Here is a 23491-nt window from a genome sequence, read left to right on the forward strand (position 1 = left end):
CCATCGCGAGCAGGCTCGCTCCTACATTGCTTTGCATCGCCCCCACAAATCCCTATGGGCAAATTCGATCACAGCGCTCTATGATTGATCCCCATGACCACCACCGCTGCAATCCGCTCACCCTGCCCGCCCGGCGCCTGCGACTGCGGGCGTGACCCGTTGCTGGAAACACCGGGGGCGGACCTGCGCATTCTGTTTCTGACCCGCAACGAAGAAAAACGCCTGATCGAACGCCTGGAAAACCTGCAGAGCCTGAGCGATCTTGAGCACGTGCAACGGCGCATGTTCGAACAGTTGGGTCTGCGCGTGGACATCGCCCCCGGCTTCAACGAAGTGCGCACCATGCGCGGCATCGGCATCCGCGTTGGCGAACTGCCGGGGCTGTGCCGCAAGACCCGCGCCAACATCCCCGCCGCTATTCGCCGTGCCATGGAAAAGCGCCCGGAGATTGCCTACGAATTGCTCAATGCCAACGACCTGTTGCGTGACGCCTGATGAAGCCCATTCTCGAGTTCCCCCTCACCGACAAGATTCTCACCACGTACGCCCTGGCCATCGGTGCCGACCTGCAGGGCTACCGCAACCACATTTACCGGGTGCTGAATTTCCATACCGCCCTCAGCGGTGCCGAAGGTTTGCCCTCGGACGCCGTACAGATCGCAGCGGCGTTTCATGACCTGGGTATCTGGACCGATGACACCCTCGACTACCTGCCGCCATCCATTGCCCTGGCCACTGAGTACCTCGACAGCCAGCAACGAGTGGAACTGAAGGATGAAGTCAGCGCGTTGATACTTGAGCATCACAAGCTGCGCCGGTATCGCGGCGCTTGTGCCAACAGTGTCGAACACTTCCGCCAGGCCGATCTGGTGGATGTGTCGCTGGGCCTGGTGCGTTTCGGCTTGCCCCGAAGCTTCATCAAAACCGTGCAGGCGACCTTTCCCGATCACGGTTTTCACTCGATGCTGATGAAGCTTTCAGCCCGGCAATTCATCCGCTCGCCGCTGCGCCCGCTGCCCATGTTTCGCTGGTGAAACAGGCGTCTGTTACCCCCTCGAAAATGCACCGGAACAGGATCAGCGGTCATACAGGAATCGCGGTGCACTGCTATGCCTTCCATGGGAGATTTTGCCGCAAGCCAGCCAGGACGGAACTGGAAACCCAAGCGCGGCCACGGCCCCGGCGCCAGCCAGGTACGCGCATAAAGACCGGTGCCAATCCGTAACAGGAGGTGGCCGATGTTATTCATCGTCAGTTGGACAATCAGCCCGGATAACCGTGATGCCGCAATCGCACGTTTTCTCAAGACCGGTGGCGCGCCGCCTGCAGGCGTCACCATGCACGGACGCTGGCATGCTGTAGGGAGCTCGGCCGGCTTCGGCATTGCCGAGGCGAGTGATTTGGTGCCGATTCAAAAATGGGTGCTGGAGTGGAACGACCTGATGAGCATGGACGTGCACGCCGCATTGACCGATGAGCAAATCGCACCCTTGCTGGCCGCCACTGCCGCCCGGTAATGACGATTGAGGCGGCGAGTACCGCTCGCCGCCCCGATTTCGCCGGTGTCTTTAACGGGACACTCTTTCGGCGCAATGCGCCTGAATCAATGCTTTCTGACTATCCATTACTGGATATTTCGCAATTCAAACCTACGCTCTTCCCGGGGGTTACGAATTTCAACGACGGTTGGGGGCTCGTCTCGATTTACTCACGCAAGTACGCAGGAGCTCGACATGAATCGGACAACCTTAACCTCGATGTTAGCGGTCCCCCTGTTGCTGTCTGCAATGGCGTTTCCCAGCCTGACCCTTGCCGCCGACAAAGCCCCCAACATCCTGGTGATCATGGGCGACGATATCGGCTGGTCGAATATCGGCGTCTACAACCAGGGCATGATGGCCGGCCGAACGCCCAACCTTGATCAGCTAGCGAACGAAGGCATGCGTTTCACCGACTATTACGCCGAGGCCAGTTGCACCGCCGGCCGCGCCAATTTCATCACCGGCGAACTGCCGATTCGTACGGGAATGACCACTGTCGGCCAGGCCGGCTCGCCCGTGGGTATTCCCGCCGAAGCCGTCACCATCGCGACCACCCTCAAGGCCATGGGTTATGCCACCGGCCAGTTCGGCAAGAACCACTTGGGTGACCTCAACCAGTTCCTGCCCACCGTCCATGGTTTCGATGAATTCTTCGGTTACCTCTATCACCTCGACGCCATGGAGGATCCGGCACACCCCAATTATCCGAAGGAACTGCTGGACAGCGTCGGCCCACGCAACATGGTCCACAGCTGGGCCTCCACCACCGATGACACGACCGTGATGCCGCGCTGGGGCAAGGTGGGCAAGCAGAAAATCGAAGATGCCGGCACGCTCTATCCGGAGCGGATGAAAACCGTTGACGAGGAGATTCGCGACAAGGCCTTCTCTTTCATCGACAAGGCCAAACAGGACAACAAACCGTTCTTCGTCTGGCTCAACCCGACCCGCATGCACATCGTCACGCACCTGTCCGACAAGTACGAGGCCATGCGCAACTCGCAGAATGGCTGGTCGGAACAGGAAGCCGGCATGGCGCAGCTCGATGACATCGTTGGCGACGTCCTGGCGAAGCTGAAAAAAGACGGCATGGACGACAACACCATCGTGATTTTCACCACCGACAATGGTGCGGAAAACTTCACCTGGCCCGATGGCGGCACGACGCCGTTCGCCATGGGCAAAGGCACGGTCATGGAAGGTGGCTTCCGGGTGCCGGCAATCATTCGCTGGCCAGGCAAGGTGCCGGCCAATCAGATCGCCAACGGCATCATGTCCGGCATGGACTGGTTCCCGACCCTGGTCGCGGCGGCAGGCAACCCGAACATCACGGCGGAACTGCTCAAAGGCAAACAATTGGGCGATACCACCTACAAAGTTCACCTGGACGGCTATGATCAAACTCCAATGATCACCGGAAAAGGTCCGTCGAACCGACATGAAGTTTTCTACTTCGGAGAAAGCTCCTTGGGTGCAGTGCGCATAGACGACTACAAATATCGCTTCATTGATCAACCGGGTGGCTGGTTGGGGGCTAAAGTTGATGTGGACGTGCCGAACCTGACCAATCTTCGACTCGACCCATTCGAGCGCATGGGCTGGCCGGAAAATCAGGCCGCACAGGGTTCGCAACAATACTTCGACTGGTTCAAGTTCCAATTCTGGCGTTTCGTGTTCGTCCAGCAGCAGGTGGCCAAACTGGCTGAAACAGCGATCGAGTTCCCGCCGATGCAAAAAGGCGCGAGTTTCAACCTCGACTCGGTTAAAGCCAAGATCGCCAAGGCTCGAGCAGAGATGGCTAAGTAACAGCCGAATCCACGGGTGGCTGGTGCAGTCCACCCGTATTCGAAATGGACAATTGCTGAGGGATTTCAATGCCGACAAAAACCGCTACCCTGCCCGCTTCTGCGCTACTTGCCCTGTGCTGCCAGCAAGCCTGGGCCGGTGGCATCATGCTCTATGAAATCGGCACCGATAACGCTGGCCTGGCCAACGCCGGCGCCGCCGCCCGTGCCCAAGGCCCCTCGACCATAGCCAGTAACCCCGCGGGCATGAGCTACCTGCCGGGCACGCAAATCACCGCCGGCTTGCAGGTTCTGTATGGCGACCTGAGCTTCGACCGCGACTCTGGCACCAACGTCCCGGGCAGCGGCAGTGGCAATGCCCTCGATCCGATTCCCGGTGGCAGCTTCTTCATCAGCCATGAACTGGACGAGCACTGGAGCGTCGGTTTCGGCCAGTACGGTGACTTCGGGTTGGCGGTCAACTACGACAACGATTGGTCCGGCCGTTACTTCGCACAGAACTCCAGCCTGCTCGGCCTGTCGCTAGTACCGAGCGTGGCTTATCGCTTCAACGAGCAGTGGTCGGTCGGCCTGGGCATCAAGGCCATGTACGGCATGCTGAAGGCCGACACCGCCATCGACCGCTCCCCTTTCGGCTTCACTGACCGCTCTGACGGCCAATTCAAGTACCGGGACAACACCTGGGGCTATGGCGCCAACGTCGGAGTGATCTACGCCCCGCAACCCGGCACACGCATCGGCCTGACCTACACCAGCCAGGTCGACCTGGACTTCGAGGACCGGCTCGATGTGAAGGGCGACGGACGTCTGCTCGAGCGCGTCAACAACACCAACACCGAACTCGACATGAAGGTACCGCAAACCGTCACCCTGAGTCTGTTCCAGCAACTGGACCGGCAATGGGCGTTGTTGGCCTCGGCCAACTGGCAGGACTGGTCCAAGTTCGGCGACATCGCCGTAGAGGTCGACACCACGGCCCTTGGTGCGCAATCGACAACGGTCGACGCCGGCTTCAAGGACACCTGGCACCTTTCCCTTGGCGCGCAATACCAGGCCACCGAGCAGTGGTTGTGGAACTTCGGCGTGGCCTACGACAGCAGTGCCGTCTCGGACAGCAACCGTAGCGTGGTCGTGCCGATGAGCGAATCCTGGCGCATTGCCACAGGAGCCACCTATGCTCTGAACAAAGACACTGATGTCAACGTCAGCTGGGCCATGGTCTGGATCGGCGACATGCCGGTTGACCAGGCCAAATCCGTATCGGGCAATCGAGTTTCCGGTGAATTCGACAATGCCTGGATTCAAGCCTTGACCGGGAATATGACCTGGCGATTCTGATGTCTTGTAAACGAAAGAACGACGATTTCATCCAAGGAGTAAACACCACTATGAATCTGTCCCGAAACCTGCTTGTCGGCGCCGCGCTGGCCAGTCTGTTGCTAGGCGGTTGCACCTCGAAAGTGACTGAGAAGGAGCAATACTCTGGCTTCCTGTCCAACTACAACAACCTGCAGGAAGTCCAAACGCCGAGCGGCGGCACCGCGATGCGCTGGGTCAGCCCTTCGTGGAACCCGAATGCCTATGACACCGTGGTGTTCAACAAGCTGGAGCTGTACCCGGCGCCCAAGCCCAACGAACGGGTCAACCAGCAAACGCTCTCCGACATCCAGAACTACATGACCAGCAAGGCCAAGGCCACCCTGGGTCAGAAATACCGCGTAGTGTCCAACACCTCGTCCGCACCGGCCGGTTCCAGGCCCCTGATCATGCGTGCGGCAATTACCGGGGTGACCGCCGAGAACGAAGGCATGAAGTGGTATGAAGTGGTCCCGGTCGCAGCCGTTGTCGGCGCGACTCAGGCCGCCACCGGTCACCGCGACCAGGACACCACCCTGTTCATCGAAGCCGAGTTCGTCGACGCGAAGAGCAACCAGACCGTGGCCAAAGTGGTGCGCAAGGTGTTTGGCACCGCCCTGGAAAACGAAAGCCAGAAGATTACCGCCAAGGACTTCAAGGCGGCGATCGACAAACTGGGCACCGACTTCCAGGCGTTCCTGAAGTAACACACTCTTGTGGCGAGGGAGCTTGCTCCCTCGCCACCTGGGGTTCCTTCCTGACTCTTGCGGTCACTCCTTCATCCCCACGTTTCTGCTGTCGAAGGCGATTTAGGCCGCGCCGCCCTTGGCTTTCTGCTCCAGATGCAATTGCAGCTGCGGCTCGATCTGCAACGCCGCGGCCAGTTCATCCAGATAGTTGCGCTCGGCGTCCTGCTGGTCGTCCACCAGCATCACGCTGGCCAGATACATCTCCGAGGCCATTCCAGGATCGGTCGCCGACTGCGCCACGTCATTGGGGTCCAGTGGCTTGGCGACTTCATCGTCCAGCCATTGCTGCAATTGAGGATCGTCAGTGTGACGGCCGATCTCGGTGCTGATCATCTGCTTCTCGGCGTCGTCGATCCGGCCATCAGCCTTGGCCGCCGCAATCAATGCCCGCAGGATCGCATGGCTGTGCTCCTCGGCTTCCGGGCCGGCGAGCAAGTCCACCGTGCGCGGAGCTTCTTGCGGGGCCGACGCCTGACTGCGCTGCCAGGCCTGGTACGCCTGGAACGCCATCATGCCGAGGGACGCCAGCGCCGCATAATTTGTGCCACCACCGGAGCGGCTTTGTGGCGCGCCACCCATCGGCGAACCGCCGCCGAGCAAACCACCGAGCAAACCGCCCAACCCTGCGCCACCGCCGCCAGCACCGCCGCCACCGCCCAACAACCCGCCGAGCAATCCACCCAGGTCGCCGAGCCCGCCTTGGGCCGCCGCGCCACTGCCACCCTGCTGCGCCATCGAGCCCTGGCCGGCGCGCAATAATTGTTCGAGCAGATCGCTGGTGTTCATGACGCTTGTCCTCTTTGGAAGGGGTTTATCCAGTCAGGCAACGATAGTCCCCGCAGGCGAATGTGCCAGCACCGTTGGGCTGACGCGCCCGTGCTACCGCAGATGGGTCCGGAGTATTTTTTTGCGGCGCAGCTAAGATTCATAGGTGGTGAACCTTATTCCCGGATACCCGGTCGATACCTGCAACCCGACCCGGTTTGCCACCGCCCCCATACGCGGGGTGACAACTGGCTTGCTTCATTCACTGGAGAACGCCCCCGTGATTTCAACCCTACGAATCGCCAGACTCAAAGCATGGGGCGCCCATGGTTTTACCGCCACTGGCGTGGTCACCGCTTTCCTCGCCACCCTGTCCCTGCTGGATAACCAGCCGACCCATTGCCTGCTGTGGCTGGGCGTCGCCCTGATCGTCGACGGGCTGGACGGTGCACTGGCGCGCAAGGTCAATGTGCAGTCAGTGTTGCCGAGCTTCGATGGCTCGATCCTCGACCTGGTGATCGATTACCTGACGTATGTGTTTATCCCGGCACTGTTCATCTATCGCTACATCCCGTTGCCGGACTACACCTTGCTGCTGAGCGTGTCGCTGATTCTGGTGTCGTCGCTGTTCTGCTTCTGCAACGTCAACATGAAGAGCAAGGACAACTACTTCCAGGGCTTCCCCGCCGCCTGGAACGTGGTTGCCCTGTGCCTGTACATCATCGCTCCGTCGCCGTGGATCACCTTTGTTACGGTGATTGGCCTGGCGCTGCTGACCGTGACCCGGATGAAATTCCTGCATCCGTTCCGCGTGCGCCGGTTCATGCCGATCAACATTGCGGTGACGGCCATCTGGTTGCTGTGCAGTTTGTCGCTGGTGCTCAACCACCCGGTGATCAACCCGTTGGTGATGGGGCTGTGGCTGCTGATGTCGGCGTACTTCCTGGGCATCTGCTTATGGCGCACGGCGCTCGAGTGGTTTGACCAATCGCGGCTCAAGTAGCCATGGCGGTCCATATTGTTCAACTCGGATCACCCCGTCGACCCGACGAAGGTTTGCGCCTGGGTACGGTACGCCGCCCTCCCCGTGGCGTACCGAAAGCCGAATTCGCCTGTCGGGATTTTTATGATGTCTGGCAGCCGCTGCTGTCGCCCAGCGCGGAGCTGGTGGCCGAGGCCAAGGCTGCGCAAGATGCCAAGGCCTGGGAGGTGTTCAGACGCAAATTCAAGGCCGAGATGAGCCAGCCCGCTGCCAGTCAGATGCTCGACCTGCTGGCTGCGTTGTCCCATCAGACATCCCTGGCCGTGGGCTGTTATTGCGAGGATGAAGCGCATTGTCATCGCTCGGTGTTGCGCGAGTTGCTGGAGGCGCGTGGTGCGAAGGTCATTTAGCCGGAACTCCAACCCCCCCTGTAGGAGCGAGCCTGCTCGCTCCTACAGGGGGGGTTGCATTGTTATCGCTTAGCGCCGCGTGATCACCACTTCCAGGTATTCACTCGGCACCACCAGCGACTTGTCGCCCGCCCGGTTCATCCGGTGGATCAGTTCGGTCAGGTCCATCTCCAGGGCCTTGGCGCCGTCCGCGGGCAGCGCGGCGAAGGCCTTGTGCACCGGCCCGTACCACTCGCGGAAGGTGTTGATGAAATGCGCCGCCGAGCGATAGCGGAAATTGAAGGTGCGACGCGTCACCTGGAGCAGAAATTCCCGCTCGTCAAAATGCTCGTGCAGCCAGGCTTCAGTACCCCAGCGCGAGGGCGGATTCGCTCCCGGCGGGGGTGGCAGGTGCTGGCCCAGGGTCTTGAACATCTGGCCGACGAAACCTTCCGGCGTCCAGTTGGCCAGGCCGATCCGGCCGCCCGGGCGGCAAACCCGCGCCAGTTCCGTGGCGGCTTTGGGCTGGTCCGGCGTGAACATCACGCCGAAGGTCGACAGCACGGCATCAAAACTGCCGTCGGCAAAGGGCAAGGCTTCGGCATCGGCGACCTGGAAGGAGACGTTCAGGCGTTCTGCCCGGGCCCGTTCTTCGCCGCGTTCGAGCAAGGCCGCGACATAGTCGGTGGACGTCACCTGGCAACCACGGCGTGCAGCCGCGAGTGTCGCGTTGCCGTTGCCGGCAGCAACATCGAGCACGCGCTCATCGCACAACAGGTCGCAGGCTTCGGCCAGTTGCTCGCCGACAATTTGCAGGGTGGTGCCGATCACGGCGTAGTCACCGCTGGCCCAGGAGGCCATCTGGCGGTTTTTCAAGGCAGTGAGGTCAATGGGTGTACTCATGGAAACGGTCTCTGGGGTGAAACACGAATCGGGCCTGGCGGGCGTTCACTCCGCCGTTGTCGGGTCGATAATGTTCATGACCTGGGAAATGCGATTGGCGGGAAACCCGCTCACCCGGGCGTGCTCCCTGATCTGCTCCTCGTTCGGCGAGATGTACACGCAGTAGAGCTTGTCACCGGTGACATAACTCTGCAGCCACTGCACCTCTGGCAACTCACGCAAGGCCCGGCAGGACTTTTGCGAAGCGGCTTTCAAATCCCTTTCCGACAGAGCTCCGGCGCCCTGGATCTCACGTTCGATGACGAACTTAGGCATGGCAACCTCTCTTTATTGTTCTGGATGGCAGGGCGGCACTCACCCTGTGGTCAAACTATCGTCCTGACGGGCGCTGGCGTCCTGCCCGATCGTCGCCCAACCCTGCCCGATCGTCCGGAGATTCCACGTTGCGCGCCGGCGCGTTCACAATCAGGAACCCTCCCACGGGGAAACCCCAATGGACGCTCTGTCACAGACCCTGCGCGTCGTGCATCTGGTCGGCGCGATCTTCATCAACGCCCGCTTCACTGCGCCCTGGTGCTACCAGTCGCCCAGCGCCGATACGGCGGCGCCGTTTCTGGAGCCCGATGCGGAACGGGTGGTGATCTTTCACCTGATCACCGAGGGCGAGTGCTATGTCGAACTGGGCGATGACCCGCCGCTGCTGCTGAGTGCGGGCGACGTGGTGATCTTCCCCCAGGGCGATGCCCATCGCATGTGCTCACGTCCCGGATTACCCCCGGCCACGGGTGCGCGACTGGATGCGGTGTTGGCGCGGCGGCCCCGGCAGCTGAGTTATGGCGGGGGTGGCGCGGTCACCCGCCTGGTGTGCGGGTACCTGGCCTGCGACACGCGCCTGGCAGGCATGTTGCTCAAGGGCTTGCCGGCCGTGGTGCGGGTCAATGTGCGCGGCTCGGATGCCGGCATCTGGCTGGAATCCTCCGTGCGCTATGCCCTCGCCGAAGCCCGCTCGCCCCGCCCCGGCGGCGAAGGGGTATTGGCCAAACTCGCCGAAGTGCTGTTCATCGAAGTGCTGCGCCTGTACATGAATGAACAGGGCGAAGGCCGCACCGGCTGGCTGGCCGGTGTTCGCGACCGCATCGTCGGCGCTGCCCTCAACGCCTTGCATAAAAAACCCTGCCACGCCTGGACGCTGGACGAACTGGCGCGCACCGCCAGCACCTCAAGATCGGTATTGGCCGAGCGTTTCCAGCAACTGGTGGGGGTGTCGCCGATGCAATACCTGACGCAATGGCGCATGTTGCTGGCCGCCAATCTGTTGCGCAGCAGCAACAGCTCCTTGACGCGGATCGCCGAAGAAGTCGGCTACCAGACCGATACCGCCTTCAGCCGCGCCTTTCGTCGCGAGTACGGTGCGCCGCCGGCGGCGTGGCGGCGCGCTCAGGTGGCCTCGAATCACTTGAGCGGTCGCTGAGCCAGCGCAGGCGACAGCACCGCCCAGGCCCGCTACTCTCGCTACCCAGCGACTGACCTCTGAAAGGACTCACAACATGGCACCCCGCCTGGACTGGCTTGCTCGACATATGCAGCACAGCAACACATTCGCTTCGTGGATCCACCAGCAGTTCCACTACGAATACGCCGGACAGCCCCTGCCTGACTGGCAACGTGAGTTCACCGAAGGCCAAGACAACGGCGACTGGAAATGTCTGATCGCCCTCGACCACGACGAGCTGGTGGGCGGCGCAGCACTGGCCAGGGCCGACCTGGACCATCGCCCGGATCTGGGGCCGTGGCTCGCTTGCGTGTTCATCACCCCCGAGGCACGCGGCAAGGGCCTGGCAGAGCGATTGATCGAAGGGATTTGCGCGCAAGCCAAAGCCAGCGGCGAGAAGAGAATCTACCTGCACACCCAGGACCAGAGCGCTTATTACGCCAAGCGCGGCTGGGTGGTGCTGGAGCGATTTGAAGCGTGGGAAAAAGATCAATGGCTCATGGCTCGGGACCTGTGAGCCATTGATCAAGCGGATTACGCCGCAGGCGCGCTGGCCCTGGCCTCCTGCAGCAACTGCTGAATCATTTGTTCCTGCGTGTCGTAGCTGCCTTCACCGAAGTGGGTGTAACGCACCTGCCCCTTGGCATCGATCAGGTAGTGCGCCGGCCAGTACTGGTTGTCGAAGTTGCGCCAGATCGCGTAGTTGTTGTCGATCGCCACCGGGTAGGTGATGCCGTACTCCTTCACCTTGGCCCTGACGTTGTCGATGATGCGTTCAAAGCCGTATTCGGGCGTGTGCACGCCGATCACCACCAGTCCGTCCTTTTCATATTTCTTCGCCCAGTCCTTCACGTACGGCAGGGTGTGCTTGCAGTTGATGCAGTCGAAGGTCCAGAAATCCACCAGCACCACTTTGCCTTTCAGCGCTTCGTTAGTCAGTGCGGGCGAGTTCAACCAATCCACCGCGCCGGACAGCGACGGCATCGCGCCTTGGGCATTGTCCATGGCGCTGTCGGCCTTTACCTTGCTGACCAGGTAATCGAAGACTTTCGGCACGGTCTCCAGCACGCCCTTCTCGACACTGCTGACACCTTGCGAAGAAGTATTGGCCAGCAACAGGTCGTTGGCCCCCGTTGCAATCACCGCCGCCCCGGCCAGCACCGCAACCCCGGCGCCACGGCGCAACCAGCCCGTAACCGGAATCGACGGTTTCAAGCGATTGACCAGGCCGCGACCGGTAAAGATCAAGGTGCCCAGGGACAGCGCACTGCCCGCACCATAGGCCACCAACAACAGACTGGTGCCGGCGTTCGCGCCCTGCAGCATGGCGCTGGTCAGAATCACCCCGAGGATCGGCCCGGCGCACGGTGCCCAGAGCAACCCGGTGGCGACACCGATCATGATCGAAGCCAGCGGCCCGGACACCTTGCGCGAGTTCGGGTCGATGCGATTACCCAGCAGCACGAAGGGCCGCGCCAGCCAGTCACCGACCCGAGCGGAAATCAGCGACAGGGCGAACAGCACCATCACCACCAGCGCTACGTGGCGGCCGGTGTTGCTGGCCTGAATCACCCACTCACTGCTGACCACGGCCAGGCTGGAGACCAGGGCAAAGGTCAGGACCATGCCGCCGAGGGTGAGCAGGATCGAGGAGCGTGTGTGGTCGGCCCCGGCAAACAGCAATGGCACGACCGGCAGGATGCACGGGCTGAGGACGGTCAATATGCCGCCCAGGAAAGCAATGAGTAACATGGGATCACCTAATACACATTAGAGGGCGACACATCACCACCGTAGGAGCAGGCTTGCCTGCGAAGGCGTCGGCACATTCAATACAGATATCACCTGCAAGACCGCCTTCGCTGGCAAGCCAGCTCCTACAGCGGGTTGGGGGTGTTCTCAAGCAGTCTGCTCATCCAGCATCTGCCCTTGCGGTGTACGGCTGGAACCGTCCTGCGCCAGGAAGCCATTGGTGCCCTTCTCCGCCACGGGTGTGAGCTGGAAGCAGGTGTTGCTGGCGCAGGCGCTTTGCTCGACAGCGGCGTTGGCATGGGCGGCCACACCGGCGACGGAAAAGGCGATGGCGGTCAAAAAGCGGGAAACGTTGTTCATGATGTCCTTCCTGTTTCAAATGGTTTGGGCGATCGTTGGTCGCAACACTCAGTTTTGCGAGTTGCAGTTGTCGGCGAATTTTCGGTAATCCAGCACCTGGGATTTCGACTGAGCGTCGAGGTACGTCAGCCGCGCATTTACCACGCCGCAGGAAGGCGTAGCGTCTTCGGTCAGCGACACCACTTTCCTGATGTCAAGTTGGGTGCCGTAGGTGTAGGTTTTCGGAGCGACATCGGCTTCGGCACGGGCCGACAGGGTGCAGATGTTCAGTGCGGCAAACAGGCACGCGGCGTAGATGGCTTTGGTGTTCATGGCGAGTTCCTCAAGGTTTCAAAAGGTTGATCCGAAGCGGTCTGGTTTGCCTCGATGGAACCTATTAAAAGCTTGCGAGGTATCTCGTCTGTGTCGGGAATCGGCGTGAATCAATCGGTACGTATCAGAACCGGGCGCAGATACAGAGCAATACAAAACCGCTGAAAATCGGCTTTTTTGCCTTCGTGTGTATCCTCAGGCAAGCCAGATACACTGCAATACAAAGGGCGGCAGGCGAGCCCGCCCAGGCTCGATAGACTGTGTGGCATTCCCCATTTATCAGAGGTTTGGCCCAATGGATCACGTTGATCACATCCTCATCGTTGACGATGACCGCGAAATCCGCGAGCTGGTAGGCAACTACCTGAAGAAGAACGGCTTGCGCACCACGGTCGTGGCGGATGGACGGCAGATGCGCGCTTTTCTGGAAACCACCCCGGTGGACCTGATCGTGCTGGACATCATGATGCCGGGGGACGATGGCTTGCTGTTGTGCCGCGAACTGCGCGCCGGCAAACACAAGACCACGCCAGTGCTGATGCTCACCGCCCGCAACGATGAAACCGATCGCATCCTCGGTCTGGAAATGGGTGCCGACGACTACCTGGTCAAGCCCTTCGCGGCCCGTGAACTGTTGGCGCGGATCAACGCGGTGCTACGGCGCACCCGCATGCTGCCGCCGAACCTGGTGGTGACCGAAGCCAGCCGCCTACTGGCCTTCGGGCGCTGGCGTCTGGACACCTCGGCCCGTCACCTGCTCGACGAAGACGGCACCATGGTTGCCCTGAGCGGTGCCGAGTATCGATTGCTGCGGGTGTTTCTCGATCATCCGCAACGAGTGCTCAACCGTGATCAGCTGCTGAACCTGACTCAGGGCCGCGATGCCGACCTGTTCGACCGCTCCATCGACTTGCTGGTCAGTCGCCTGCGCCAGCGCCTGCTCGACGACGCCCGCGAACCGGCCTACATCAAGACCGTGCGCAGCGAAGGCTATGTGTTCTCCCTGCCGGTGGAAATTCTGGGCGATCAATCATGACGCAGGCGCTGCATTGGCCGCGGACCCTGGCCTCGCGGCTGTCGCTGATTTTCCTGATCGGCCTGATCCTCGCCCAGGCGCTGTCCTTCGGCGCGCAGTATTACGAGCGCTACGAATCCTCGAAAAACACCATGCTCGGCAACCTGGAAACCGACGTTTCCACGTCCATAGCCATCCTCGACCGCTTGCCCGCCAACGAGCGATCCGGCTGGCTGCAACAACTGGAGCGGCGCAATTACAGCTACCTGCTCAATGAGGGTTCGCCGGGCACGCCCATACGCACCGACATGCCCGATACGCCCATTGCCATCGCCTCGATCAAAGACGCCATCGGTCACGATTACCCGATGACCTTTACCGACATTCCCGGGCCGAAAAAACATTTTCAAGTGCACTTGAACCTGGCAGATGGCAGCCCGCTGACCATCGACGTCCGTCCGGCAATGGTCCCGTTGTCGCCCTGGCTGCCCATCGTGTTGCTCGGGCAACTGGCGCTGATGCTGGCCTGCTCCTGGCTGGCGGTCAGAATCGCCATCCGCCCCCTCACCCGCCTCGCCGGTGCCGTCGAAACCCTGGACCCCAACGCGCACCCAGTACTCCTGGACGAAAAAGGCCCGACCGAAGTCGCCCACGCCGCCAAGGCCTTCAACTCGATGCAGGCACGCATCGCGGCGTACCTGAAGGAACGCATGCAGTTGCTCGCGGCGATTTCCCACGACCTGCAAACCCCGATCACCCGCATGAAACTGCGCGCCGAGTTCATGGACGACTCCAGCGAAAAAGACAAACTGTGGAACGACCTTGGCGAGATGGAACACCTGGTCCGCGAAGGCGTGGCCTACGCCCGCAGCATCCACGGCGCCACCGAAGAAAGCCGCCGCACCGACCTCGACTCGTTCCTCGACAGCCTGGTGTTCGACTACCAGGACGTGGGCAAGGACGTTCGGCTCACAGGCAAAAGCGCCACCGTCATCGACACCCGCCCCCACGCCTTGCGCCGGGTGCTGGTCAACCTGACGGACAACGCATTGAAATTTGCCGGTGCTGCCGAGTTGCAAGTGGAAAAACAGGCCGATGGCAACCTGTCGATCAAGATCCTCGACCGCGGCCCGGGCATCGCTGAAGAAGAACTCAAGCAAGTGATGGAACCGTTCTACCGCGTGGAAAACTCCCGCAACCGCAGCACTGGTGGCACCGGGTTGGGGCTGGCGATCGCCCAGCAATTGGCAATTGCCATTGGAGGGTCGTTGACCTTGAGCAATCGTGAGGGTGGCGGGTTGTGTGCGGAGTTGCGATTGTCGGTGTAGATCTTTTCGGTTTCGGTTCCGGTTCTCGGGTTTACTCGGGACTTGTGGCCACTGAAGATCCCTGTGGGAGCGAGCTTGGTCCGGGCGGCGTTCCGACGATGGCTTTGTGTCAGGCGGCATGGATTTTTGAGGGTGTACCTATCCGTTGCTGCGGTAACGGCCACTTAGGGTTCCGCCCTTACGGCGGGTCACTTGGAAAAGCCCCAAGTAACCAAGGGCTCTTGCCCCTGACATTCGGTGCCTCGCCTAGGCTCGGCATGCCCTCGCTCCGGTCCTGCTCCGTGGGCCCGCCGCCATCGGCCATCCATGGCCAGGGGCGGCTAACCCGGCATCCATGCCGGGTTGCCCACTGCGCAGAACCTCCACTCGGCCTCACGAGGGGGCGTGTACCGCAAAAGCAAAAGCGAGGCGGCCTACCGGCCGGCCTGGTTCTTCATGCGTGCGCATTTCCCTGTAGGAGCTGTCGAGTGCAACGAGGCTGCGATCTTTTGGCTTTATTACTTACAAACAAGATCAAAAGATCGCAGCCTTCGGCAGCTCCTACAGTTGAGCTGGGTACATTCGAAAGAAATTGGTCGGCTGGCAGGCCGCCTTCGTCGGAACGCCGCCCGGACCAAGCTCGCCCACAGAACAGCAAAGGCAGAGCGGCGTACACCCACGCTCTTCACCACTCATCAGGCCGAGCGTTAGCTCGCCTGCAGCTTTTGATCTTGATCCACCCGCCCCCTCGGCAGGCTGAGCGGAGGTGTTTATCCGGGGATTGGCGCGCAGCGCCGTTCGACGCAGTCGAACTCATTGCATGTAGGTCGAAGCGAAGCCGACCGGAGGGCAATGCCCCCGGATGAATGCCGGAGCGAAGGAACGCCGAGCCTTAGCGAGGGGCCGTACGTTCGGGGCGAGCGTTTTTTTGGTTACTTTTTTAGGCGCTTGTAAAAAAAGGGACTCGCCGTAAGGGCGAAACCGCCAGCCGCCGTTACCGCAGCAACGGATATGTACTCAGTCGCCATTCAGAGCGGCGCCACGCCCTCGACAATAATCACCTCAGCCGAAGCCACCCCTTCACGATACCCCCTAGCCTCCTGATACAACGCCGAGTGATAACAAGCCACCGCCTGCTCATAGGAATCGAACTCGATCACCACGCTGCGTTGCGGCGTAGCCCGGCCTTCCATCGCCTCGCTACGCCCACCGCGAGCCAGAATCCGACCGCCATACAGGGCAAACGCCTGCGGCGCCCGCTGAGTGTATTGGCTGTATTGATCGGGGTCGGTGACATCCACGTGAGCAATCCAGTAAGCCTTCATAGTGACCTCTCGGTTTATTTTGTATTATGGTATACCACATTACCAATCCAACAAATACCGAGACTCCAGCATGGCCTTCAACAGCATCGAAGAAATCATCGAAGATTACCGCCTCGGCAAAATGGTCCTGCTGGTGGACGATGAAGACCGGGAAAACGAAGGCGACCTGTTGCTGTCCGCCGATTGCTGCACACCCGAGGCGATCAGTTTCATGGCCCGGGAAGCCCGCGGCCTGATCTGCCTGACCCTGACCGACGAGCACTGCAAACGCCTGGGCCTGGAGCAGATGGTGCCAAGCAACGGCAGCGTGTTCAGCACCGCCTTCACCGTGTCCATCGAGGCCGCCGTCGGTGTGACCACCGGCATTTCCGCTGCAGATCGTGCCTGCACCGTGGCCGCTGCTGTCGCCGCCCATGCCGGCCCTGCCGACATCGTGCAACCCGGCCATATCTTCCCGTTGCGCGCCCGGGAAGGCGGCGTGCTGACCCGTGCCGGCCACACCGAAGCCGGCTGCGACCTGGCCCGCCTGGCCGGCCATACACCCGCCTCGGTGATCGTCGAAGTGATGAACGACGACGGCACCATGGCCCGCCGCCCTGACCTGGAAGTGTTCGCGCGCAAGCACAGGATCAAGATCGGCACCATCGCCGACCTGATCCACTATCGCCTGAGCACCGAGCACACCATCGTGCGCATTGGTGAACGTGACCTGCCGACCGTGCATGGCACCTTTCGTCTGATCACCTTTGAGGATCGCATCGAAGGCGGTGTCCACATGGCCATGGTCATGGGCGATTTGCGTCGCGATGAGCCGACGCTGGTGCGCGTGCATGTGATCGATCCGTTGCGCGATCTGGTCGGCGCCGAATACAGCGGGCCGACCAACTGGACGTTGTGGGCCGCCTTGCAGCGCGTCGCCGCCGAAGGCCACGGCGTGGTGGTGGTGCTGGCCAATCACGAATCCTCGCAGGCGCTGCTCGAACGCGTGCCGCAACTGACCCAGCCGCCCCGGCAGTTCAGCCGCTCGCAGTCACGGATTTATTCGGAGGTGGGTACTGGAGCGCAGATCCTGCAGAACCTTGGCGTGGGCAAGCTGCGTCATCTGGGTCCGCCTCTGAAATATGCAGGCTTGACCGGGTATGACCTGGAGGTGGTGGAGAGTATCGCCTTCACGGACTGACGCTTGGTTTAACGCGATTCATTGTAGGAGCGAGCCTGCTCGCGATGGCGGCATGACAGTTAACACTGATATCGACAGACACGCCCTCATCGCGCGCAGGCTCGCTCCTACAGGGGATTGCGCTGCCTGACGGGCTCAGGCCAATCCCCCAGAGCCAAAAAATCCACTTTCGGCTGATAGCCGGTACGGCAAAGTGCTTGCACAAAGTTTGGAATACCATAATATGATATTCCATAGACCGGACAGTCAGCACTGACTCGACGGACCTACTGCTCCCGATTGGCGGGCACTCCAAAGCCCCGCTCATAAACACAACAATGAGGGCGTGAAAATGGTGTTGAACAAACGTGCGACCGCGGTTTTTTTTGCAGGACTGCTGAGCGTGACCAGCCAGGCATTGCTGGCGGCTGAAAGCGTCAACTTCGTGAGTTGGGGCGGCAGCACCCAGGATGCACAGAAGCAGGCCTGGGCCGACCCGTTCAGCAAGGCCAGCGGCATCACCGTGGTGCAGGATGGTCCGACCGACTACGGCAAGCTCAAGGCCATGGTCGAGAGCGGCAACGTGCAGTGGGACGTGGTCGACGTCGAAGCCGACTTCGCCCTGCGCGCCGCCGCCGAAGGCTTGCTCGAGCCCCTCGATTTCAAAGTGATTGAACGCGACAAGATCGACCCGCGCTTCGTCAGCGATTACGGCGTCGGCTCGTTCTTCTTCTCCTTCGTCCTCGGCTACAACGAAGGCAAGCTCGGCGCCAACAAGCCTCAAGACTGGTCCGCGCTGTTCGACACCAAGACCTACCCCGGCAAACGCGCCCTGTACAAATGGCCAAGCCCTGGCGTGCTGGAACTGGCGCTGCTGGCCGACGGTGTAGCGGCGGACAAGCTCTACCCGCTGGACCTGGACCGCGCCTTCAAAAAACTCGACACCATCAAGAAAGACATCGTCTGGTGGGGCGGCGGCGCGCAGTCGCAGCAGCTGCTGGCCTCCGGTGAAGCGAGCATGGGCCAGTTCTGGAACGGCCGGATTCATGCCCTGCAGGAAGACGGCGCCCCGGTCGGCGTAAGCTGGAAGCAGAACCTGGTCATGGCCGACATTCTGGTCATCCCCAAGGGTTCGAAAAACAAGGACGCGGCGATGAAGTTCCTGGCCAACGCCAGCAGTGCCAAGGGCCAGGCCGACTTCTCCAACCTGACCGCCTACGCCCCGGTCAACGTCGACAGCGTGCAGCGCCTGGACTCGGTGCTGGCCCCGAATCTGCCGACCGCCTACGTAAAGGATCAGATCACTCTTGATTTCGCGTACTGGGCCAAGAACGGTCCGGCCATCGCGACACGGTGGAACGAATGGCTGGTCAAATGAAAATGACGGCAACCGCATCCCGTCCCTCCACGTCAGTCGGGAGCGCCCCTGGCGCTGCCGGCAAGGCGGCTGCAATGACGCAATCGCCAAGCCTGGCCCAGCGCTGGCGCGGATCGAGCAACCTGATCCCCGCCCTGCTGTTTCTCGGCCTGTTCTTTCTCGCGCCGCTGATTGGCCTGCTGTTGCGCGGCGTGCTGGAACCGGTGCCGGGGCTGGGCAACTACGAGCAACTGTTTGCCAACTCGGCCTATGCCCGGGTGTTGCTGAACACCTTCTCGGTGGCCGGCCTGGTGACCCTGTTCAGCCTGTTGCTGGGCTTCCCGCTGGCCTGGGCGATCACCCTGGTGCCCCGCGGCTGGGGCCGCTGGATCCTGAACATCGTGCTGCTATCGATGTGGACCAGCCTGCTCGCCCGCACTTATTCGTGGCTGGTGCTGCTGCAAGCCTCCGGGGTGATCAACAAGGCGTTGATGGCCATGGGCATCATCGATCAGCCGCTGGAGATGGTGCACAACCTCACCGGCGTGGTGATCGGCATGAGCTACATCATGATCCCGTTCATCGTGCTGCCGTTGCAGGCGACCATGCAGGCCATCGACCCGATGATCCTGCAGGCCGGTTCGATCTGCGGCGCCAGCCCCTGGACCAACTTCTTCCGGGTGTTCCTGCCGCTGTGTCGGCCGGGGCTGTTCTCCGGCGGTTTGATGGTGTTCGTGATGTCCCTCGGTTACTACGTGACCCCGGCGCTGCTGGGCGGTGCACAGAACATGATGCTGCCCGAGTTCATCATTCAGCAGGTGCAGTCGTTCCTCAACTGGGGCCTGGCGAGTGCCGGCGCCGCGTTGCTGATCGTGATCACGCTGGTGCTGTTCTACTTCTACCTGAAGCTTCAGCCGGAATCCCCGGTTGGCGCCAGCAACGCGAGGTAAGCCGTCATGCTCCTGACCCCCAATGCCATGAGCCGGCGCATGCGCTTCGGCCTGTATGCCACCACCGGGCTGATCGGTCTGTTCCTGCTGTTGCCGATTGTGTTCATCGTGCTGCTGTCGTTCGGATCGTCGCAATGGCTGGTGTTCCCGCCGCCGGGCTGGACGCTGAAATGGTACGGCCAGTTCTTCTCCAACGCCGACTGGATGAACGCCGCCATGGCCAGCCTGAAAGTCGCGGTGCTGACCACGTTCTTCGCCGTCGCGCTGGGCCTGCCGACCGCTTTCGCCCTGGTGCGTGGCCGCTTCCCCGGCCGGGAAATGCTCTACGGCCTGTTCACCCTGCCGATGATCGTGCCGCTGGTGATCATCGCCGTGGCGGTCTACGCGCTGTTCCTGAAACTGGGTTACACCGGGACCATGTTCGCGTTTGTGGTCAGCCACGTCATCGTCGCGTTGCCGTTCACCATCATCTCGATCATCAACTCGCTGAAGCTGTTCGACCAGTCGATCGAGGATGCAGCGGTGATCTGCGGCGCCTCGCGCCTGCAAGCGGTGTTCAAGGTGACCTTCCCGGCGATCCGTCCGGGCATGGTGGCTGGCGCCCTCTTCGCCTTCCTCGTCTCGTGGGATGAAGTGGTGCTGAGTGTGATGATGGCCAGCCCGACCCTGCAAACCCTTCCCGTGAAAATGTGGACCACCCTGCGCCAGGACCTGACGCCCGTGATCGCCGTCGCTTCGACGCTGCTGATCGGCCTCTCGGTATTGGTCATGGTGATTGCCGCCGCTCTGCGCCGGCGCAACGAAATCAGCGCCTGAGCGCCCAGGAGTACGACATGAGTGCAGTGATCAAAGATTCCGCGCAGCAAAATGACAAGCCCCTGGTCAGCCTGCGTAACCTGAACAAGCACTACGGCGACTTCGCCGCCGTGGACAACATCTCGCTGGACATCAAGGACGGTGAATTCCTCACCTTCCTCGGCTCCAGCGGCTCGGGCAAAAGCACCACGCTGTCGATGCTTGCCGGCTTCGAAACCCCGAGCAGCGGCGAGATTCTGGTCAACGGCCAGTCGCTGGTCAACGTGCCGCCGCACAAACGCGACATCGGCATGGTGTTCCAGCGCTACTCACTGTTCCCGCACCTGTCGGTACGCGACAACATCGCCTTCCCGTTGGCCATTCGCAAACTGGCCGCCGCCGAACGCGAACGCCGGGTCGATGCGATGCTCAAGCTGGTGCAGCTTGAGCAATTTGCCCATCGCCGCCCTTCGCAACTCTCCGGTGGCCAGCAGCAACGAGTCGCCATTGCACGGGCGCTGGTTTATGAGCCACGCATCCTGTTGATGGACGAACCCCTCGGTGCACTGGACAAGAAACTGCGTGAAGACTTGCAGGATGAACTGCGCCAACTGCATCGGCGCCTGGGCATCACCATCGTCTACGTGACCCACGATCAGGAAGAAGCCATGCGTTTGTCCCAGCGCATCGCGATTTTCAGCCACGGCAAAATCGTCGGCCTCGGCAGCGGCTATGACCTGTACCAGAATCCGCCGAACGCCTTTGTCGCCTCGTTCCTCGGCAACTCGAACTTCCTCAAGCTCAAGGCCCAGGGTAATGCGGTGGCGACCTTCGAAGGCCAGGCGCTGTCGATCCGACTCACGGCCGGCCTGCACACCGATCAGGACGTGCTGCTGATGGTGCGTCCGGAAAAAGCCCTGGCCCTGAGCAATGAACAAGCCCTTGCCGAACCGCTGGCCGCCGGCTGGAACGAAGTCTCGGCCAAGGTCGTGGAAGTGCTGTTTCTCGGCGAAAGCCAGACCTGCAGCGTGGTCACCGCGGGCGGTACCTCGATGACGGTCAAGGCACTGTCCGCCGCCGGCATGCCGCTCAAGGCCGGTGACCCGGTGCGGGTGCGCTGGGCCACCGCCGATGCCTGCGTCTACACCGAATGGGCCGAAAGCGACCTGAACAAGGCCGCCGGCGCTCACTGATCCATTGGCCTGCGCGCGCGGGCCACTATAATGAGTCACCCTCGGGCCACCACAACGTCGGGTTGTGGTGGCCTTTTTTCTGTCGCCTGTAAGATAAATTGGACAACTTATTCCTAAAATCCCGGTTTAATGCTAAATAGTGCTCAGTATTTTTAACACCCGACCCTGTCGTGCCACACAGTGCAACGAGAATAACGATATGAAAGTCCATTTCGAGAAAACTGAAGTGTTTGGGACCCTCCACCTGCAAGCGGCGGTGGCAGCATGATCGAAGTTACCGAAGTTTCCATTGCCGAGCTGCGCGCCGCGCTCGAATCCGGCCAGACCACCTCGGTTGAACTGGTCCAGGCTTATCTCGCGCGGATCGACGCCTATGACGGCCCCGAAACCCCCACCGCGCTGAACGCGGTCGTGGTGCGCAACCCCGAGGCGCTCGCCGAAGCGCAGGCGTCCGACGCCCGTCGCGCCAAGGGCCAGACGCTGGGAGCGCTGGACGGTATCCCTTACACCGCCAAGGACAGCTATCTGGTCAAGGGCCTCACCGCCGCTTCCGGCAGCCCGGCCTTCAAGGACCTGGTCGCCTATCGCGATGCGTTCACCATCGAGCGCCTGCGCGCCGCCGGGGCGATCTGCCTGGGCAAGACCAACATGCCGCCGATGGCCAACGGCGGGATGCAGCGCGGTGTCTACGGCCGCGCCGAAAGCCCGTACAACGCTGATTACCTCACCGCCCCTTTCGCCTCCGGTTCGTCGAACGGCGCGGGTACGGCCACTGCCGCGAGTTTCGCGGCCTTCGGCCTGGCGGAAGAAACCTGGTCGAGCGGCCGTGGACCGGCCTCGAACAATGGCTTGTGCGCCTACACGCCTTCGCGCGGAGTGATTTCGGTGCGCGGCAACTGGCCGTTGACCCCGACCATGGACGTGGTCGTGCCGTTTGCCCGGACCATGGCCGACCTGCTCGAAGTGCTCGACGTGGTGGTCGCCGATGACCCGGACACCCGTGGCGACCTGTGGCGCCTGCAACCCTGGGTGCCGATCCCGAGCTCGTCCCTGGTGCGCCCCAAATCCTACGCGGCGCTGGCCGCCAACAGCGAGGCGCTCAAAGGCAAGAAGTTCGGCATTCCACGCATGTACATCAACGCCGACCCTGAAGCCGGCACATCCGAAGCGCCGGGCATCGGTGGGCCGACCGGCCAACGCATCAACACCCGTCCTTCGGTGATCGGGCTCTGGGAACAGGCACGCAAGGCCCTCGAAGACGCGGGTGCCGAAGTGATCGACGTGGATTTCCCGCTGGTTTCCAATTGCGAAGGCGATCGTCCTGGCGCGCCGACCGTGTTCAATCGCGGCATCGTTTCCAAGGAATTCCTGCACCACGAACTGTGGGACCTGACCGCCTGGGCGTTCGATGATTTCCTGCAAGCGAACGGCGATCCGAAATTGAACCGTCTGGTCGATGTCGACGGCCCGCAGATCTTCCCTCACGACCCGGGCACCCTGCCCAACCGCGAGGGCGACCTGGTTGCCGGCATGGACGAATACGTGCGCATGGCCGAGCGTGGCATCACCCCGTGGGACCAGATCAGCACGATGCCCGATGGCCTGCGCGGGCTGGAGAAAACCCGCAAGATCGATCTGGAAGACTGGATGGATCGCCTGGGTCTCGACGCGGTGCTGTTCCCGACCGTCGCCGATGTGGGCCCGGCGAATGCCGATATCGATCCACAATCGGCGGATATCGCCTGGAGCAATGGCGTATGGGTCGCCAACGGCAACCTCGCCATCCGTCACCTTGGCGTGCCAACGGTCACCGTGCCGATGGGCGTGATGCCGGACATCGGCATGCCGGTCGGCCTGACGTTTGCCGGGCGCGCCTATGACGACTCCTCGCTGCTGCACCTGGCATCGGCGTTCGAGTCGACCGGCAACAAACGCATGATCCCGCCGCGTACTCCGCCATTGGCGGCTGACAAGCGGTAATCGA

Annotated in this window: 25 protein-coding genes; 18 read left to right on the top strand and 7 right to left on the bottom strand. The window is 61.6% G+C overall.

The window, feature by feature from the left end; genetic code table 11:
• The first annotated feature begins 93 nt into the window (after nt 1-93).
• The 6 genes from AC1DWG_RS28635 (at nt 94) to AC1DWG_RS28660 (ending at nt 5409) form a co-directional block, all read left to right on the top strand.
• Nucleotides 94-495, top strand: a complete 402-nt coding sequence (locus AC1DWG_RS28635; protein ID WP_477752765.1) for a hypothetical protein — start codon at nt 94-96, stop codon at nt 493-495.
• Nucleotides 495-1034 carry an HD domain-containing protein gene (locus AC1DWG_RS28640; protein WP_477765287.1) on the top strand — a complete coding sequence of 180 codons (540 nt, stop codon included), beginning with the start codon at nt 495-497 and terminating at the stop codon, nt 1032-1034. Before AC1DWG_RS28635 ends, AC1DWG_RS28640 begins: the two co-directional genes overlap by 1 nt.
• A 204-nt stretch (nt 1035-1238) precedes the next feature.
• The gene (locus tag AC1DWG_RS28645; protein ID WP_116263655.1) at nt 1239-1517 is read left to right on the top strand and encodes a DUF3303 domain-containing protein; all 279 of its coding nucleotides are present in this window, start codon (nt 1239-1241) and stop codon (nt 1515-1517) included.
• 216 nt (nt 1518-1733) lie between these two features.
• On the top strand, nt 1734-3347 hold the full coding sequence (locus AC1DWG_RS28650) for an arylsulfatase (protein ID WP_477765286.1): 1614 nt from the start codon (nt 1734-1736) through the stop codon (nt 3345-3347).
• A gap of 68 nt (nt 3348-3415) precedes the next feature.
• Nucleotides 3416-4684 carry an OmpP1/FadL family transporter gene (locus tag AC1DWG_RS28655; protein WP_477788677.1) on the top strand — a complete coding sequence of 423 codons (1269 nt, stop codon included), beginning with the start codon at nt 3416-3418 and terminating at the stop codon, nt 4682-4684.
• Nucleotides 4685-4734: 50 nt separating this feature from the next.
• Nucleotides 4735-5409 (top strand): DUF3313 domain-containing protein, encoded by a 675-nt coding sequence (locus AC1DWG_RS28660; RefSeq protein WP_477765284.1) that lies wholly within the window; start codon nt 4735-4737, stop codon nt 5407-5409.
• 102 nt (nt 5410-5511) lie between these two features.
• Here the strand turns inward: AC1DWG_RS28660 and AC1DWG_RS28665 are convergent, their stop codons facing one another.
• Entirely contained in the window at nt 5512-6237 is a 726-nt protein-coding gene (locus AC1DWG_RS28665; protein WP_477788678.1) for a tellurite resistance TerB family protein, read from the bottom strand.
• 259 nt (nt 6238-6496) lie between these two features.
• Here AC1DWG_RS28665 and pcsA point away from each other — a divergent pair, with 259 nt between their 5' ends.
• A complete protein-coding gene (gene pcsA, locus AC1DWG_RS28670) occupies nt 6497-7219 on the top strand; it encodes a phosphatidylcholine synthase (RefSeq protein WP_477752771.1) in 723 nt (240 codons plus the stop codon).
• A 2-nt stretch (nt 7220-7221) separates the two neighbouring features.
• Nucleotides 7222-7608: a DUF488 domain-containing protein gene (locus AC1DWG_RS28675; protein WP_477765282.1), complete on the top strand. Its 387-nt coding sequence runs from the start codon at nt 7222-7224 to the stop codon at nt 7606-7608.
• A gap of 69 nt (nt 7609-7677) precedes the next feature.
• Here AC1DWG_RS28675 and AC1DWG_RS28680 read toward each other — a convergent pair whose 3' ends face one another.
• Both AC1DWG_RS28680 and AC1DWG_RS28685 read right to left on the bottom strand, forming a co-directional pair.
• A complete protein-coding gene (locus AC1DWG_RS28680; protein WP_477788679.1) occupies nt 7678-8490 on the bottom strand; it encodes a class I SAM-dependent methyltransferase in 813 nt (270 codons plus the stop codon).
• Between the two features lie 45 nt (nt 8491-8535).
• Nucleotides 8536-8805 carry a DUF4242 domain-containing protein gene (locus AC1DWG_RS28685; protein ID WP_477765280.1) on the bottom strand — a complete coding sequence of 90 codons (270 nt, stop codon included), beginning with the start codon at nt 8803-8805 and terminating at the stop codon, nt 8536-8538.
• A 178-nt stretch (nt 8806-8983) separates the two neighbouring features.
• On the opposite strand from AC1DWG_RS28685, the gene AC1DWG_RS28690 reads away from it, so the two are divergent.
• Both AC1DWG_RS28690 and AC1DWG_RS28695 read left to right on the top strand, forming a co-directional pair.
• Nucleotides 8984-9961 carry an AraC family transcriptional regulator gene (locus AC1DWG_RS28690; protein ID WP_477765279.1) on the top strand — a complete coding sequence of 326 codons (978 nt, stop codon included), beginning with the start codon at nt 8984-8986 and terminating at the stop codon, nt 9959-9961.
• A gap of 76 nt (nt 9962-10037) precedes the next feature.
• Nucleotides 10038-10499, top strand: coding sequence for a GNAT family N-acetyltransferase (locus AC1DWG_RS28695; protein ID WP_477788680.1), 462 nt, complete (start codon nt 10038-10040; stop codon nt 10497-10499).
• A 17-nt stretch (nt 10500-10516) separates the two neighbouring features.
• Here AC1DWG_RS28695 and AC1DWG_RS28700 read toward each other — a convergent pair whose 3' ends face one another.
• The 3 genes from AC1DWG_RS28700 to AC1DWG_RS28710 form a co-directional block, all read right to left on the bottom strand.
• The gene (locus AC1DWG_RS28700; RefSeq protein ID WP_477788681.1) at nt 10517-11734 is read right to left on the bottom strand and encodes a cytochrome c biogenesis protein DipZ; all 1218 of its coding nucleotides are present in this window, start codon (nt 11732-11734) and stop codon (nt 10517-10519) included.
• A gap of 147 nt (nt 11735-11881) precedes the next feature.
• Nucleotides 11882-12094: a hypothetical protein gene (locus AC1DWG_RS28705; RefSeq protein WP_477788682.1), complete on the bottom strand. Its 213-nt coding sequence runs from the start codon at nt 12092-12094 to the stop codon at nt 11882-11884.
• 48 nt (nt 12095-12142) lie between these two features.
• Nucleotides 12143-12406 carry a DUF2790 domain-containing protein gene (locus AC1DWG_RS28710; RefSeq protein WP_223463033.1) on the bottom strand — a complete coding sequence of 88 codons (264 nt, stop codon included), beginning with the start codon at nt 12404-12406 and terminating at the stop codon, nt 12143-12145.
• A 295-nt stretch (nt 12407-12701) separates the two neighbouring features.
• Here AC1DWG_RS28710 and AC1DWG_RS28715 point away from each other — a divergent pair, with 295 nt between their 5' ends.
• Both AC1DWG_RS28715 and AC1DWG_RS28720 read left to right on the top strand, forming a co-directional pair.
• Nucleotides 12702-13442, top strand: coding sequence for a response regulator (locus AC1DWG_RS28715; protein ID WP_007978356.1), 741 nt, complete (start codon nt 12702-12704; stop codon nt 13440-13442).
• On the top strand, nt 13439-14749 hold the full coding sequence (locus AC1DWG_RS28720) for an ATP-binding protein (protein WP_477788683.1): 1311 nt from the start codon (nt 13439-13441) through the stop codon (nt 14747-14749). Before AC1DWG_RS28715 ends, AC1DWG_RS28720 begins: the two co-directional genes overlap by 4 nt.
• Nucleotides 14750-15756: 1007 nt before the next feature.
• Here the strand turns inward: AC1DWG_RS28720 and AC1DWG_RS28725 are convergent.
• Complete coding sequence (locus AC1DWG_RS28725; protein ID WP_477765534.1) at nt 15757-16053, bottom strand: DUF1330 domain-containing protein; 297 nt, start codon at nt 16051-16053, stop codon at nt 15757-15759.
• Between the two features lie 70 nt (nt 16054-16123).
• Between AC1DWG_RS28725 and ribBA the strand changes: the two genes are divergently transcribed.
• From ribBA to AC1DWG_RS28755, 6 genes are all read left to right on the top strand, one after another.
• The gene (gene ribBA / locus AC1DWG_RS28730; protein WP_477788684.1) at nt 16124-17233 is read left to right on the top strand and encodes a bifunctional 3,4-dihydroxy-2-butanone-4-phosphate synthase/GTP cyclohydrolase II; all 1110 of its coding nucleotides are present in this window, start codon (nt 16124-16126) and stop codon (nt 17231-17233) included.
• Between the two features lie 331 nt (nt 17234-17564).
• A complete protein-coding gene (locus AC1DWG_RS28735) occupies nt 17565-18590 on the top strand; it encodes an ABC transporter substrate-binding protein (protein ID WP_477765532.1) in 1026 nt (341 codons plus the stop codon).
• Nucleotides 18587-19519: an ABC transporter permease gene (locus AC1DWG_RS28740; protein ID WP_223463131.1), complete on the top strand. Its 933-nt coding sequence runs from the start codon at nt 18587-18589 to the stop codon at nt 19517-19519. Before AC1DWG_RS28735 ends, AC1DWG_RS28740 begins: the two co-directional genes overlap by 4 nt.
• A gap of 6 nt (nt 19520-19525) precedes the next feature.
• Nucleotides 19526-20335, top strand: a complete 810-nt coding sequence (locus tag AC1DWG_RS28745; protein ID WP_007976227.1) for an ABC transporter permease — start codon at nt 19526-19528, stop codon at nt 20333-20335.
• 17 nt (nt 20336-20352) lie between these two features.
• Nucleotides 20353-21507, top strand: a complete 1155-nt coding sequence (locus AC1DWG_RS28750) for an ABC transporter ATP-binding protein (RefSeq protein ID WP_477752785.1) — start codon at nt 20353-20355, stop codon at nt 21505-21507.
• Between the two features lie 264 nt (nt 21508-21771).
• Complete coding sequence (locus tag AC1DWG_RS28755) at nt 21772-23487, top strand: amidase (RefSeq protein ID WP_477788685.1); 1716 nt, start codon at nt 21772-21774, stop codon at nt 23485-23487.
• Nucleotides 23488-23491 lie beyond the last annotated feature (4 nt).

It is taken from the genome of Pseudomonas sp. P4_B3 (genome assembly GCF_056402295.1).

Excerpts from the sequence above, each read along its gene's own strand:
- AC1DWG_RS28685 (WP_477765280.1), bottom strand. The coding sequence starts at position 8,805 with ATGCCTAAGTTCGTCATCGAACGTGAGATCCAGGGCGCCGGAGCTCTG.
- AC1DWG_RS28655 (WP_477788677.1), top strand. The coding sequence starts at position 3,416 with ATGCCGACAAAAACCGCTACCCTGCCCGCTTCTGCGCTACTTGCCCTG.
- AC1DWG_RS28640 (WP_477765287.1), top strand. The coding sequence starts at position 495 with ATGAAGCCCATTCTCGAGTTCCCCCTCACCGACAAGATTCTCACCACG.
- AC1DWG_RS28705 (WP_477788682.1), bottom strand. The coding sequence starts at position 12,094 with ATGAACAACGTTTCCCGCTTTTTGACCGCCATCGCCTTTTCCGTCGCC.
- AC1DWG_RS28755 (WP_477788685.1), top strand. The coding sequence starts at position 21,772 with ATGATCGAAGTTACCGAAGTTTCCATTGCCGAGCTGCGCGCCGCGCTC.
- AC1DWG_RS28720 (WP_477788683.1), top strand. The coding sequence starts at position 13,439 with ATGACGCAGGCGCTGCATTGGCCGCGGACCCTGGCCTCGCGGCTGTCG.
- AC1DWG_RS28650 (WP_477765286.1), top strand. The coding sequence starts at position 1,734 with ATGAATCGGACAACCTTAACCTCGATGTTAGCGGTCCCCCTGTTGCTG.
- AC1DWG_RS28710 (WP_223463033.1), bottom strand. The coding sequence starts at position 12,406 with ATGAACACCAAAGCCATCTACGCCGCGTGCCTGTTTGCCGCACTGAAC.
- AC1DWG_RS28750 (WP_477752785.1), top strand. The coding sequence starts at position 20,353 with ATGAGTGCAGTGATCAAAGATTCCGCGCAGCAAAATGACAAGCCCCTG.
- AC1DWG_RS28740 (WP_223463131.1), top strand. The coding sequence starts at position 18,587 with ATGAAAATGACGGCAACCGCATCCCGTCCCTCCACGTCAGTCGGGAGC.
- AC1DWG_RS28715 (WP_007978356.1), top strand. The coding sequence starts at position 12,702 with ATGGATCACGTTGATCACATCCTCATCGTTGACGATGACCGCGAAATC.
- AC1DWG_RS28635 (WP_477752765.1), top strand. The coding sequence starts at position 94 with ATGACCACCACCGCTGCAATCCGCTCACCCTGCCCGCCCGGCGCCTGC.
- AC1DWG_RS28725 (WP_477765534.1), bottom strand. The coding sequence starts at position 16,053 with ATGAAGGCTTACTGGATTGCTCACGTGGATGTCACCGACCCCGATCAA.
- AC1DWG_RS28745 (WP_007976227.1), top strand. The coding sequence starts at position 19,526 with ATGCTCCTGACCCCCAATGCCATGAGCCGGCGCATGCGCTTCGGCCTG.
- AC1DWG_RS28675 (WP_477765282.1), top strand. The coding sequence starts at position 7,222 with ATGGCGGTCCATATTGTTCAACTCGGATCACCCCGTCGACCCGACGAA.
- AC1DWG_RS28665 (WP_477788678.1), bottom strand. The coding sequence starts at position 6,237 with ATGAACACCAGCGATCTGCTCGAACAATTATTGCGCGCCGGCCAGGGC.
- AC1DWG_RS28735 (WP_477765532.1), top strand. The coding sequence starts at position 17,565 with ATGGTGTTGAACAAACGTGCGACCGCGGTTTTTTTTGCAGGACTGCTG.
- AC1DWG_RS28680 (WP_477788679.1), bottom strand. The coding sequence starts at position 8,490 with ATGAGTACACCCATTGACCTCACTGCCTTGAAAAACCGCCAGATGGCC.
- AC1DWG_RS28660 (WP_477765284.1), top strand. The coding sequence starts at position 4,735 with ATGAATCTGTCCCGAAACCTGCTTGTCGGCGCCGCGCTGGCCAGTCTG.
- ribBA (WP_477788684.1), top strand. The coding sequence starts at position 16,124 with ATGGCCTTCAACAGCATCGAAGAAATCATCGAAGATTACCGCCTCGGC.
- AC1DWG_RS28695 (WP_477788680.1), top strand. The coding sequence starts at position 10,038 with ATGGCACCCCGCCTGGACTGGCTTGCTCGACATATGCAGCACAGCAAC.
- AC1DWG_RS28700 (WP_477788681.1), bottom strand. The coding sequence starts at position 11,734 with ATGTTACTCATTGCTTTCCTGGGCGGCATATTGACCGTCCTCAGCCCG.
- AC1DWG_RS28645 (WP_116263655.1), top strand. The coding sequence starts at position 1,239 with ATGTTATTCATCGTCAGTTGGACAATCAGCCCGGATAACCGTGATGCC.
- AC1DWG_RS28690 (WP_477765279.1), top strand. The coding sequence starts at position 8,984 with ATGGACGCTCTGTCACAGACCCTGCGCGTCGTGCATCTGGTCGGCGCG.